10 protein-coding genes and 1 pseudogene are annotated in these 11,874 nt (G+C 53.7%); 3 read left to right on the top strand and 8 right to left on the bottom strand.

Features of this window, described 5'->3' with window-relative positions; all coding sequences use genetic code 11:
• Positions 1-23: 23 nt before the first annotated feature.
• The 4 genes and pseudogenes from QET40_RS12540 to QET40_RS04990 all read right to left on the bottom strand — a co-directional run.
• A pseudogene (locus tag QET40_RS12540) lies at positions 24-137 on the bottom strand (MBL fold metallo-hydrolase); the annotation flags it as partial.
• A 190-nt stretch (positions 138-327) separates the two neighbouring features.
• Positions 328-1,851: a glutamine-hydrolyzing GMP synthase gene (gene guaA, locus QET40_RS05000; RefSeq protein ID WP_280126071.1), complete on the bottom strand. Its 1,524-nt coding sequence runs from the start codon at positions 1,849-1,851 to the stop codon at positions 328-330.
• A 25-nt stretch (positions 1,852-1,876) separates the two neighbouring features.
• Entirely contained in the window at positions 1,877-3,328 is a 1,452-nt protein-coding gene (guaB, locus tag QET40_RS04995; RefSeq protein WP_280126070.1) for an IMP dehydrogenase, read from the bottom strand.
• A gap of 166 nt (positions 3,329-3,494) precedes the next feature.
• Positions 3,495-4,652 carry an FN3 domain-containing metallophosphoesterase family protein gene (locus QET40_RS04990; RefSeq protein WP_280126069.1) on the bottom strand — a complete coding sequence of 386 codons (1,158 nt, stop codon included), beginning with the start codon at positions 4,650-4,652 and terminating at the stop codon, positions 3,495-3,497.
• A 191-nt stretch (positions 4,653-4,843) separates the two neighbouring features.
• On the opposite strand from QET40_RS04990, the gene mscL reads away from it, so the two are divergent.
• Both mscL and QET40_RS04980 read left to right on the top strand, forming a co-directional pair.
• The gene (gene mscL / locus QET40_RS04985; protein WP_280126068.1) at positions 4,844-5,269 is read left to right on the top strand and encodes a large-conductance mechanosensitive channel protein MscL; all 426 of its coding nucleotides are present in this window, start codon (positions 4,844-4,846) and stop codon (positions 5,267-5,269) included.
• Complete coding sequence (locus QET40_RS04980) at positions 5,266-6,693, top strand: cation diffusion facilitator family transporter (protein WP_280126067.1); 1,428 nt, start codon at positions 5,266-5,268, stop codon at positions 6,691-6,693. Before mscL ends, QET40_RS04980 begins: the two co-directional genes overlap by 4 nt.
• Before the next feature lie 30 nt (positions 6,694-6,723).
• Here the strand turns inward: QET40_RS04980 and QET40_RS04975 are convergent, their stop codons facing one another.
• Both QET40_RS04975 and QET40_RS04970 read right to left on the bottom strand, forming a co-directional pair.
• A complete protein-coding gene (locus QET40_RS04975) occupies positions 6,724-7,584 on the bottom strand; it encodes an ankyrin repeat domain-containing protein (RefSeq protein ID WP_280126066.1) in 861 nt (286 codons plus the stop codon).
• Positions 7,585-7,590: 6 nt separating this feature from the next.
• Complete coding sequence (locus QET40_RS04970) at positions 7,591-9,072, bottom strand: MFS transporter (protein WP_280126065.1); 1,482 nt, start codon at positions 9,070-9,072, stop codon at positions 7,591-7,593.
• Positions 9,073-9,158: 86 nt separating this feature from the next.
• Here QET40_RS04970 and QET40_RS04965 point away from each other — a divergent pair, with 86 nt between their 5' ends.
• Positions 9,159-9,377 carry a hypothetical protein gene (locus QET40_RS04965; protein ID WP_280126064.1) on the top strand — a complete coding sequence of 73 codons (219 nt, stop codon included), beginning with the start codon at positions 9,159-9,161 and terminating at the stop codon, positions 9,375-9,377.
• An 18-nt stretch (positions 9,378-9,395) separates the two neighbouring features.
• Here the strand turns inward: QET40_RS04965 and QET40_RS04960 are convergent, their stop codons facing one another.
• Together QET40_RS04960 and QET40_RS04955 are read right to left on the bottom strand one after the other, a co-directional pair.
• Positions 9,396-10,856 (bottom strand): GDSL-type esterase/lipase family protein, encoded by a 1,461-nt coding sequence (locus tag QET40_RS04960; RefSeq protein WP_280126063.1) that lies wholly within the window; start codon positions 10,854-10,856, stop codon positions 9,396-9,398.
• Between the two features lie 206 nt (positions 10,857-11,062).
• Positions 11,063-11,874, bottom strand: an 812-nt coding sequence (locus tag QET40_RS04955; RefSeq protein WP_280126062.1) for an autotransporter outer membrane beta-barrel domain-containing protein, incomplete at its 5' end; no start/stop codon positions are given.

Raw genomic sequence — 11,874 nt, 5'->3', positions numbered from 1 at the left:
GCAAAGGCTTGGATGTCTTCGAAATTTCCACCGCCTCCATCAACCATGAAGTATTTGCCGTTTTCCTCCAGGACAAAACAGGTGTTATAACATTCTGTTACAAGGGCATTGCCGGTTCCCAGCATTGTTAAATTCATAAATTGTCACCTCGAAAATGAATCAATGGAGTGCGTTTTGTCGGAGTATACGCACTTCTTTCCATGTATGCTATCACGGATTTCTGCATTTGCCTAGCTGGGAAAGAGCCGATAAAATACCCTGCCGAATGGAGATCCAGCAGGGTAGAAAGCTTGTCTTGATGTGGGGGGAGTACGCTGTTTTCCAGTATTATTCCCACTCGATGGATGCCGGGGGCTTGGTAGAGATATCGTAGAGGACGCGGTTGATGCCTTTAACTTCGTTAAGGATCTTGTTGCTGATTTCCCGCAGGAGGCTGTAGGGCAATTCCACCCAGTCGGCGGTCATGGCGTCTTCCGAGACGATGGCACGGAGGTTGGTGGCGAATTCGTAGGAACGCTCGTCGCCTTTGACTCCGACGGTCTTGACGGGGATGAGGCCGGCGTAGGCTTGCCAGATTTTGTCGTACCAGCCATGTTCTTTGAGTTTGCCGATGAAGATGGCGTCACAGTCGCGGATGATGTCGAGACGATCTTTGGAAACGGCTCCCGGGCAACGCACGGCGAGTCCGGGGCCGGGGAAGGGATGTCTCCACAGAATGTCGTGTTCGATGCCGAGGGCGGCGCCGAGGGCACGGACTTCGTCCTTGAAGAGTTCCGCCAGTGGTTCCAGGACCTTGCCTTGGGCCTGGAGTTCCAGAATTCGGCCAACGCGATTGTGGTGCGTCTTGATGGTAGAGGCTTTGGACTTGGCGTTGGAAGCGCTTTCGATCACGTCCGGGTAGAGGGTCCCCTGAGCGAGGATTTCGGCATCGCCGACAGCGTCCCAGAAGACGTCAATGAAAAGTTCTCCGATGATTTTACGCTTCTTTTCAGGTTCCGGTACGCCGGCCAGAGCATTGAGGAAGCGTTCCGAGGCATCGACGGTTTCAATTTCGACGCCCATGCGCTTGAAATTGGCGCGGACTTCATCAGCTTCGTTTTTACGGAGGAGACCGTTGTCTACGAAGATGGCACGGACATTGACCTGGGCTTCGTGCAGGAGGACGGCGAGGACGGTGCTGTCCACTCCGCCGGAGACGCCGCAGACGACCTGCTTGTCGCCGACGCGTTCCTTGATTTCGCGAACCATCTGGTTTTTGAAGTCGCCGATGTCGAACTTCTGGAGGTTTTTCGCAGTGGCAAGGAAATTGCGCAAGATGGTGTTGCCTTCATGCGAGTGGGTGACTTCCGGGTGGAACTGGATGCCGAAGCAGGTCTCGCCCCATTGCAGGGAGACGGGAATGCCGCTCTGGTTGCGAGCGATGATGCGACAGTCTTCCGAGATGTGGTCGACAGTGTCGGAATGGCTCATCCAGACTTGGGAGGTTGGGGAGACATCCTTGTAGAGGCCTTCGCAGGCACAGGGACAGAGGTCGGCGGGGCCGTACTCGCGCTTGTTGCTGGGTTTGACGGTACCTCCATGCTTGATGTTGAGGAGCTGCATGCCGTAGCACACGCCCAGGATGGGTACGTTGAAGGAGGTCAGCCACGTGTAGTCAAGATCGGGAGCATCGGCATCGGACGTGCTCTTGGGACCTCCGGAGAGAATGATGGCTCCGGGTTCTACGATATGGTCCAGATCTTCCAAGGCATACAGTTTGGCACTGTAGCCGAGTTCGCGTACGCGGCGCACGATGAGCTGGGTATACTGGGAGCCGAAGTCGATGACGGCAACGATGTGTCGATCGTCCATGGATATTGGGGTCGGTGGGGAAGGATTAGCAGCTGTAGTTGATGGGCTCTTCCGTGATCTGGATGTCGTGCGGATGGCTTTCCTTCAAACCGCCGGATGTGATCTGGACGAAACGGGCTTTCTCGCGGAGGTCGGCAAGATTGCGGGCTCCGACGTATCCCATGCCGGAACGGAGCCCGCCCATGAGTTGGAAGGTGACGTCGCCGAGCGTTCCTTTGAACGGAACCCGGGCTTCGACGCCTTCGGCGACGAGTTTGCCGGAGCTGTTTTGACCATAGCGGTCTCCGGAACCGCGGCGCATGGCGCCGATGGAGCCCATGCCGCGGTATTGTTTGAAGTGACGGCCCTGATAATGGACCATTTTGCCCGGGCTTTCTTCCGTTCCAGCCAGGAGACCTCCCAGCATGACGAGGTCGGCGCCGATGGCAAGGGCTTTGACGATGTCTCCCGAGTAGCGAATACCTCCGTCGGCAATGACGGTGACTCCTGCAGGCCGGGCCACGCTGGCTACTTCCTTAATGGCGGTGAATTGGGGCATGCCAACGCCGGAGATGATGCGCGTCGTGCAGATGGAGCCGGGGCCCACGCCTACTTTGATGGCTTGAACACCGGCATTGATAAGATCGGAGGCTCCTTCAGCCGTGACGACATTGCCGGCTATGACGGGTTTGTCGGAAAGTTCGCGCAGTTTACTGACGACTTCCATGACGCGGGTAGTATGACCGGTGGCGGCGTCGATGAAGAGAGCGTCCGCTCCGGCCTCAATCAGGGCTTGGGCACGTTCGTAATATTCAGGGCCTACTCCGACGGCGGCTCCGCAACGCAGGTGGCCGCTGGAGTCCTTGGATGCGTCGCCGAACATGGCGCGTTTCTGGATGTCGGTTTCGGTGATGAGGCCAGCGAGACAGCCGTTGGCATCAATGAGTGGCAGTTTTTCGATGCGGTGCTTGTAGAGGATGCTGCGGGCTTCTTCGATCGTGGTCGTAGGGGCGGCCGTTACCAGCTTGTCGAGGTGGGTCATGACGTCATCGACACGGGTTCCCTCGTAGTTGTCAATGCCGCGCATGTCGCGTCCGGTGATGATACCCTGGAGTTTGTTGTTGGCATCGACGACCGGGAAACCGGAAAATCCGTGTTCGTTCATGATATCTTGCACTTGGGCAAGCGTCATGTCCTTGGAGACCGTGAAGGGCTTGGGAATGACCGCGTTTTCGAAGCGTTTCACGCGGGAGACCATAGCTGCCTGCACATCGATGAGATTGTTGCGATGGATGACTCCAAGGCCGCCTTCCCGGGCGAGGGCGATTGCCAGTTCGGACTCGGTCACTGTGTCCATGGCGGCCGAGAGAACGGGAATCTTCAAATCAAAACCGGGAACAAGCTGGGAGCTGAGATCGGCTTCACCAGGGAGGATGGCGCTCTTGCGGGGCAGCAGGAGCACGTCGTCAAAACTTAAACCAATGTTAAAATCCGCCATGCGCGAATCTAATCTCTTCGGGGTCCAAAATCAAGACGAATTCCGTGCTTTGAATTGGAAAACATGCAAAGATTCCTGTTGCTGACGTAGAAAACGTTTTCCGGGACACCATGGCCATGCTTTGGCGACGGCCATGGTGTGAGGCCGGGTATTTCCCTGCCGGTTTTTATTTGCGGGGAGAGAATTGTTCGGTACGGAGCTCCTTTTTGTCCTTGTCGTAGTGAATGACTTTCATTTTCTGCGGATTGGCCGAGATGATGACGGCTCCTTCATTGTCGTTGACGAGGATGGGGAAGGGGACGTCTTTCTCTTTGCCGCCGGGTACGAAATAGTTTTTGTGGGTGTGGGCCGAGATCATGATGTCTACACCTGCTTTGGCCAGTGTGGGAACGAACATGGAACGGACGAGCTTCTCCGCATAGCCTTCTTCGACAAGGGCAGGAATGTGGATGATGGCAACGCGGTATGGAGCGGTCGTGAATTCACGTGTCCGGACAGCCTGTTTCAGCCATGCCTCCTGCTTCTTGAGGTAGGGGGCGAAATCGGTGACTCCTCCGAGTTCTTTTCTGGTGTCGGCTTTGTCTTCGCCGGCATCCAGCACAACGAAACAGACGGGACCCTGACGGAGCAGGAAGTAATATTCGCTGCCACTGTTGGGAGGGAATACATTGGGAAGATCCAGCGCGTTGCTACCGCGGTTTTCATGATTTCCGCGGACAAAGACGAAGGGAACATCCTTGGCGAAATCTTTGGCAGGATCGACGGCTACTTTGTAGAGCTGATCCTTGCCGCTGAGGTAGGAGACGGTATCCCCGTTTAGAATGCAGAAATCCGTTTTACCGGGTTTGACGTGCTGTCCGAGCAGATTGACGAGGCGTTCGGAATCCCCATGGATATCGTTGATGATGAAAACTTCGCATGTTTTGCTGGAAGGATTTAGAGTACGGAATGTACCGTCTGCCGGTTCTGACGAGGGCGGGATGGGATCTCCCTTTTTACCCCGGTCTCCGGCAAAAACCTTGTATTGGTAGACAGCGCCCGGTTTGAGACCGGAGATTTCGACCTGGTGAGCATTGGTTTTGGTGCGCTTGAGGCCGTAGCGGGAATCCATCAGGATAGTCCGGTTCGTCGGTTGATCCTTGTCCCACAGTTCCACCCAGGCAGCTGTAGGTTTTTCCGTTGTCCACATGACGGTGGCACTGTCAGGGGCGATTCTTTGGAGATAGGGGCCATGGACGGTGGGTTCGTATGGTTCATCGGCATGTGCGGCTATCGCTGTGCAGAAAAGAGAGCAGGACAGGAGGGAAAGGGTCAGTTTTTTCATTGTATATCTGTTACTGCAAAATAGATATCGATCTTTCATGCGGGAGGATAAAATCTCAATTGCTCCTATGATTTGATCAAGGATCCCGGAGGAAAAAGAGGCTCGTGGGAAATTATGAGGACGTTTCAGTCCGAGGGGTTGACTTTGTTCAATTTGATTGTTAACAGAGGGTTCGTAACAGGAGAAAAAATATGGTTAATAAGGATATTCCCAAAAAGTTCATGCAGGAGTTCAAGGCTTTTGCTATGAAAGGCAATGTGGTAGATCTTGCGGTGGCCGTTGTGATCGGCGGCGCCTTCGGCAAGATCGTCAATTCCCTTGTTGCGGACATCATCATGCCTCTGGTCGGTTTGTTGACCGGCGGTCTTGATTTGACGAAAGATGTTTGGGTTCTTCGTGCGGCGGAGGACGGTAAGCCGGCTTTGACGCTGGGCTATGGCCTGTTTCTTCAATCCGTGATTGATTTTGTGATTGTGGCGCTGGCTATTTTCATCATGTTGAAGATTTTGATCAAAGCTCGTCTCCAGCAGGAAGCCAAGCCGGCTCCTGCCCCGGTCAAACCTGATGATGTCGTCCTGCTGGAAGAGATCCGCGATATCTTGAAACAGCAGAAATGACTTCTTTATCCACCGACTCCGCACATCGGGAAAAAGCAAGGGCGGCCATTTCATCCGTTTTGTGGTCGCTCTTTTTGACGGGTATCAAGATTTGGGCGGGTCTTGTAACGAACAGTCTCGGTATTCTGTCGGAAGCCTTGCATAGCGGATTGGACTTCTGTGCGGCGGCAATAACGTTCTATGCTGTTCGGATGGCGTCGCGTCCGGCGGACGACGACCATCAGTATGGACATGAAAAGGTGGAGAACCTTTCTGCTCTGGCGGAAACGGTGCTGTTGCTGGTAACGTGCCTATGGATTGTCTGGGAGGCATTGGACCGTCTGATCTTTGGAGCGGGGTCGTTGGAACTGACTTGGTGGGCATTTGCGGTAGTTGCGGTGTCCCTGGCCGTGGACATCAACCGTTCTGCAATGTTGCGCCGTGTGGCGAAGGAGCACAAGAGCCAGGCCTTGGAGGCGGATGCCATGCATTTTACGACGGATATTTATTCGTCGGGAGTCGTCTTGCTGGGATTGGTTTGCGTGGGATTGTCGCGTTTTGTCGACGAGGGAAGTATCTGGCGTACCATGCTGGAGAAGGCGGATGCGGCAGCGGCTCTTTTTGTGGCCGGGATTGTTTGCGTTGTGGCGTGGGGGCTTGGGAAACGTTCGATCCATGCCTTGATGGACGGAGGATCGTCCGAAGTGAATGAGAAGATTTGTTCGGAATTGAGGACCAGTGCTCCCGAGTACCCGCTGTTGAGTCTTCGTTCCCGGGATATAGGTGCTAAAACCTATGTGGAAATGACAATTGGAACACCTCCGGAGTTACATGTGGAGGACGCGCACGAAGTGACGGAACTGATGGAGTCTCTGGTGCGCAAGGTTGTTCCTGATGCGGATGTTTTTATTCATGTGGAACCTTGTAGCATGCCTTTGCATGCATCTCCTGATATGGTGGCTCATGCTCTTGCTTTCCGTTACCATGTCCGGATTCATGGGTTTAGCGAAATCAGGAGGGGAAATGACCTTGTCCTGTTCATGGATGTGGAGATGCCGCCGGATATTTCCCTGAGAGAAGGTTATTCACGTGTCCGGGCATTCCAGGCTGATTTGGAGCAGGAATTGCATGTGACTGAAGTCGTGCTACGCATTGAACCGGACAAACGCGACTGGCCGGGGAAGTCGGACATAGGGAAGTTTTCCGAAGAGGAGGTCAGCCAGGTTGTGGAGAAACTTGGCAAGCAGATTCCCGACATTGTTTCAATTCGTGAAATTCGGTCGGATATCGTTAGCGGAGCCCCTATGATTGCCGTCCATGCGGTTGTTCCGGGCAGCTTGTCCATTTCCAAATGCCATGAGCTGGCTTCCGTTTTTGAAAAACGAATTCATACCGAACTTTCGTTTATGGGCAAGGTGGCTGTTATTCTTGAACCGGAAGAATAATTGCCGCATTTCTTTGTGTACCCGGCTGTTTCAGGCTTCAGGCGTTTGTCCTGTTTTCTGCGCAATGAGGCGAATAGTATTACGGAAGGCTTCGCCGCGTATATCGACGTATTTTCCCGTTGAGCTGCTTGTCTCGGTTTGATCTGCATCGTTAGCGGGATTGTCGGGAACCCATACCTTGGTTTTCGTCAGATCGAAGTTGGCCAGGTAAGCAGTGTATGCCAGCCGGGCAAGATCCAGTGCAGATTGACCATTCTTGTTTTTAGCATTGAGGTCGGCTCCGGCCTCAATCAGGAATGCGATGGATTTGTCATTGCCGCGCATGGCTGCCAGCATGGCAGGCGTGTAGCCATTCTTCTCCGCAAGATTGATATCCAGGCCCGCTTTGATTAATTGCGAAGTCACGGAGGGCAATCCGCTCCAGGATGCCCAGTGCAGAGCGGTCCATCCGTCATTGTCGCGGGCTTTGGCATCAAGGCCGGAAACGGCGAGAAGTTCGGTCGTGTAATAATGCCGGATCTTGTCCTTGGCGTAGGTAAGTTCCGGGTTGTTATAGTGGGTGTAGGCTGCCCACATGAGAGGAGTGCGTCCGCTGAAATCGGGAGTGTTGGCAAGCTTGGCGGCTTCCCCGTTATGATTTTGGCCGAGGGCCTGCAGGAAAACGGGGTCTTTACCGTCGATCAATTGGCCTTTTTGGATGGTTGAGATGAGAGCCTGGGCATCATTGGTGACGGAAAATGCTCTTTGGATGCCGATGGCGATCCCCATGAGAATGCCACTGAAAAGGAGTAGGATGCAAAGATCCAGGAAAATGATTCCCCAGCGGATCCCGTGTTGCGTGTCGGATTCCTCATTCATGGTATCGGAAGTGGATTGAGAATGGTCGGTCATAGGAAATCAGGCGTCTTGTTGAATGGCTTCGGCTTCGGCAGGGGGCGGAGGCATCGGTTCCAGCTCTTTAGCTGCATCTTCTTCCGGATGGTCGGAGGCGATCGACTTCCTGGTTAGGATAATGGCAATCGGGCTGAGGACGGCCAGAGTCAGGTAAATAAACCACATGAACGAAGGCGATTGCCAGAATCCGATATGGCCGGTGTCCATTTTGGCGGCGATGCCGTCGTAGCAGAGATAGCTGATCAGCAAGCCCCCGATGACACCGTTGATCGGCTTGGCAATGAACATCGGCAAAGCGGCAATCGACATGTAGGAAGCGACTTTGTCTTTAGGGGCGACGCGTGCCACATACTCTGAAAAACGTGGCGAAAACAGCAACTCGCCAAAGGCGAAGATGACGATCTGCGTGATAATGGCAACCAGAAAGGCCTGGGATCGTGTCTCGATGCCCGGAATGATGTAGTACCACTCAATGGGAACGGCCATGAAGACGAGGGAGAAAGCCGAGATCGACATGCCGACGATCATCAGCTTGACTGTTGAGTATCTGTTAATGATCGGAATGAGCAGAATCAAGCCCAGAACGATGATCATCGGGTTGAGTGAATTGACAAAACCCAGTGCAAAGTCGTCATAGATCGTTCGCGAGTAATACTGGGGCATGATCAGGAACTGCAACGTGAAAACGATGCGTACTCCCAGCGTCAGTACGAGGAAGATGATCAACTTGCGGAAGGCGGATTCTTTCCATACTTCGGCGAAGAGCTGGAGCGGCCTGCGCTCCTGATCCTTTTTCTGCATGCGTTCGCTGGGCTCGGCATAGTAATCGTCGTCGAGGAAGCGCGTCAGGATGAAGACGATGATGCACATAACTGTGCCGAAGTTGATGACATAGTAACAGCCGTCGACATCGCCGTAAGCTTTACGGAAGCCGTCCACGATAGCCCAGCCGGACAACCAGGCGGCGATATTCATGAAAAGATAGTAGAAATTAAAACCTGTTGGCCGGACTTTGATCGTTGTAAAACGCCGGATGGATGTCTGGATAACGGGACTCATGAAGGCTGTACCGAAGGACATGATGAAAATGCCGACCATGACGATAGGTCTGGAGTCTTCTATTTTCAAGTGCATGATATCTGTGGCGAAGTTCGTCCCGAGTCCCAGGAAAATTCGCCCGATTAGTAGCAAAACCAATCCGATGGTATAACTTTTCTTGATGCCGATAATATCGCAAATCGTTCCTACGGCAAAAACCAGCGCCGAAATGAAAAGGGTATAAAGACCGACCCACAGGGTGGAGGAGGCATCGTCAAATCCACAATACTTGTTCAGAAAGAGCGTGAAGATCGTGATCATGGAAAAGTATGCCAACCCGTCGAAAAACTGGATGAGGTTGGTAATCCAGAAATTACTGGATGCTTCTTTGAGAACCTTGAATTCGGAGAAGTATTTGACGATGGCGTTTTGATGGTCGTTGCTCATGTAGGCAAAGGGGCAAGGCTTAATGATCGGTTTTTCCCCGAGCGATTGCTGCGAGGCGGAAAGACGGAGGAGAAGTAGAAAAAGAAATGGGCACAGTCGCCTGTCTGATGGGAAGACCAATCATGATGGGACAGTGTGCGTTCATTGATCAAAGAGATATAAAAAAGAATTTTTCCGGTTCTGAAAGTGGGGTAGTTCCCGGGCAGATTCAAGCATTTTCTTCCCGAAAGAACGAAGAAAAGAATCCGGGAATTCAGGAAAAAGACAATATAACTTATTGGAATTTAGTGATTATATATAATTGATCTTCCGCTCTCCAGCATTCAGTCGGGCTGGGAATCATCTCTATTTTTTAACAAACGTTCAATAAATGGATGGATTGTTTCAGCCATGAGGCGCTGGCCTTTGGTATCAGGGTGAAGGGGGCCTGCTTTTTGTCCGTTGATGACGACGACATGGGGATCGTAGAACAACTCTGATCGGAGGGAGCCGTCCGGGTTGAGGAAAACGTGGCGGATATCCAGGAAAGTAACATCGGAGCGGTCGGAATAGAAGCGTGCCAACCGGTCGTTGACTTTCATATCGGTCTGGAATTTTTTAACGGGTTCGGCTGCTGCGGGGACATGCCAGTGATGGATGTTGCTGGGCAGGATACCGATCAGAAGAATGTGTGATTCCGGGAGTTTAGCCCGGACTTTATCGACGACCCGGCGGATGCCTCGGAAGGTTTCCTCCTCCGAGATTCCCTGGCCCGTATCGTTGGTTCCGATCATGATTTGAACAACTTTCGGGGAGATGTGGTCCAGGATGCCCTGATTGCCGATGCGTGCAAGAACATCATCGGTTGTATTGCCGCTGACTCCAAGGTTAACGGCATTGTACGGGGTGTAAAATTCTTTCCAGATAGGAAGGAAGTCCTGATAGGGAGGTTGGGCTTTGTGATAGTTGTCCGTGATGGAATCGCCGATGGCGGCCAGTTGGATTTGCTCGGGGGCTATGCCGTCGATCGTTTCGGGTCGTGGAACCTTTCCGCCTTTGTAGGATGAGTCGATGCGAGAGAGTGTGCCGGCTATTTCTTCTCCGAGAATTCCATATCCCGTTGGTTTCAAGTGAACACCGTCTGATGTGCAAGTATTGCGGATGATACCGGGTTCATTGCTTTGGAGGGCCAGTCCCGGATTTGCGAAAAAGATTGTTTTGTTGTCGGCGAGGCTGGCGAGATGCTTGTTCGTATCGGCGATGACCGGGCCGAGTTCTTTTTCCCGGCGGGGGAGGATTCCCAGAATGAGAATTTTCGAAGCCGGCGTTTTTTGACGGATGAGTGAGACGAGGGCTTTCGTATTGTCGGCACATGCTTGGGCTGAATCTTTACGATGCCCGAGATTGTTGGTTCCTATCATTAGAATAACGACGCGAGGGGAAATACCGTCCAGTTCTCCCTGTTCGACGCGGTAGTAGGCGTTGTCGACATAGTCGAATCCGAACCCCATGTTGGTGACGGTATGCGGTCCAAACAATCTTGCCCATGAGGCTTGCCCATATTGGCCGAACCAGTCTGCCGGTTCCCCTCCCCAGTGGTGGGTGATGGAATCTCCGATAATAACATATTCCGGTTTGACGGATTGATGGCGCAGTTTAATCGCTTCATGCCGATCTGTCCATGTATAGGAAGTCTTGTCTCTGTCCTGTGATTCAGGTTTTAGTGTAGACGGGACGGCTTCCGTTAGATGCGTCAGGCATGGCGCCAGGACAAGCATGGCAAGAAGGAGGAAATGTTTCATCATGATGGAGGTCTTTTTTAAAGTACTAAAAATACTAATGTCCCTCGTCCGCCAAATCAAGTCCTTGTCGATAGTCTTCGTACTGGATCATGGCGATTGTTGGGCTGGATTTCAAATCATCAGGCATTTTAAAACAGTTTGGGGCGACCCCTCGTTATGTGGAGGAGCCGCCCCGCTGTGTTTCTCTTTTATTGCGTCTTCTGTTCCTATCAGAAGTTGTACCGGTAGCCTATGCTCCCGTTGGCCGAGGTCATCCGGCTCCGCAGGTCCGCGTTGGCTTCCACAAAGATCGTGCCCTGGTCCCCGGTCGGGATGCTCAGTCCCGCACCGAATTGCAGGCCCGTCGTCCCCGCCTTGCTCCCCTTCACTCCACGGCTGAAGCCGGGCGCCCCCACGAAGCCCACCTGCGCTTCGTTCCGCGTGTCTCCGAAGTCCTGCGACACCTGCGCCCGCACTTCCGCCAGGGATTCGCGACCAAACAGGTTGCCTCCCGTCAGGCCCATCCAGCGTACCCCAGCCGAGACGGTGCCCGTCGTGGCGTCCATGCCGCCGGCGCGGAGTCCCGCGCTGCCCGCACCCTCTTCCGTGTAGTCGTCCACGCTGCTCTTGAGGATGGAGACGTTGACGAGGGGCTGGAGGATCGCGCTGTTCTCTTCGTTGAGACTGATGTCGTAGGTGCCTTCGTACATCGCTCCCCATACCTGCCCTCCGGGCGTGCCGTGGCCGGTGTAGCTGCCCAAGCCGCAGGGAACGGTGCGGTCGATATCGCTCTGGCTCCACCCCGCCGTCAGGATGACGTTGTGGCCCCACTTGCCGCTCTGGTAGCGACCGAAGAGGTTCACGTAGTAGACTTCCATGTCTCCGCTGAGGGAGTCGGCCGCCGTCGAGGTGAGTTTCCCGTAGCTCGCCGTCATGGCGAGCCCCGCGGTGAATTTGCTGCTGAGGTTGGCGTCGACCCCGAAGGTGCCTCCCCAGGTGTTGTACTGGTAGCCCGCTTCGTCCCCGTCGGTGTTGAGGCGGT

Origin of the sequence: Akkermansia sp. N21169 (assembly GCF_029854675.1) — a bacterium.
Taxonomy (GTDB): Bacteria; Verrucomicrobiota; Verrucomicrobiia; order Verrucomicrobiales; family Akkermansiaceae; genus Akkermansia.
Note: the sequence above shows the minus strand (reverse complement) of the source record. Positions and strands in the feature narration are given on the sequence as shown.

What these genes read in the sequence shown, in the direction of transcription:
- QET40_RS04980 (WP_280126067.1), top strand. Translation starts at nt 5,266, where the DNA reads ATGACTTCTTTATCCACCGACTCCGCACATCGGGAAAAAGCAAGGGCG.
- QET40_RS04975 (WP_280126066.1), bottom strand. Translation starts at nt 7,584, where the DNA reads ATGACCGACCATTCTCAATCCACTTCCGATACCATGAATGAGGAATCC.
- QET40_RS04960 (WP_280126063.1), bottom strand. Translation starts at nt 10,856, where the DNA reads ATGATGAAACATTTCCTCCTTCTTGCCATGCTTGTCCTGGCGCCATGC.
- mscL (WP_280126068.1), top strand. Translation starts at nt 4,844, where the DNA reads ATGGTTAATAAGGATATTCCCAAAAAGTTCATGCAGGAGTTCAAGGCT.
- QET40_RS04970 (WP_280126065.1), bottom strand. Translation starts at nt 9,072, where the DNA reads ATGAGCAACGACCATCAAAACGCCATCGTCAAATACTTCTCCGAATTC.
- guaB (WP_280126070.1), bottom strand. Translation starts at nt 3,328, where the DNA reads ATGGCGGATTTTAACATTGGTTTAAGTTTTGACGACGTGCTCCTGCTG.
- QET40_RS04990 (WP_280126069.1), bottom strand. Translation starts at nt 4,652, where the DNA reads ATGAAAAAACTGACCCTTTCCCTCCTGTCCTGCTCTCTTTTCTGCACA.
- guaA (WP_280126071.1), bottom strand. Translation starts at nt 1,851, where the DNA reads ATGGACGATCGACACATCGTTGCCGTCATCGACTTCGGCTCCCAGTAT.
- QET40_RS04965 (WP_280126064.1), top strand. Translation starts at nt 9,159, where the DNA reads ATGGGCACAGTCGCCTGTCTGATGGGAAGACCAATCATGATGGGACAG.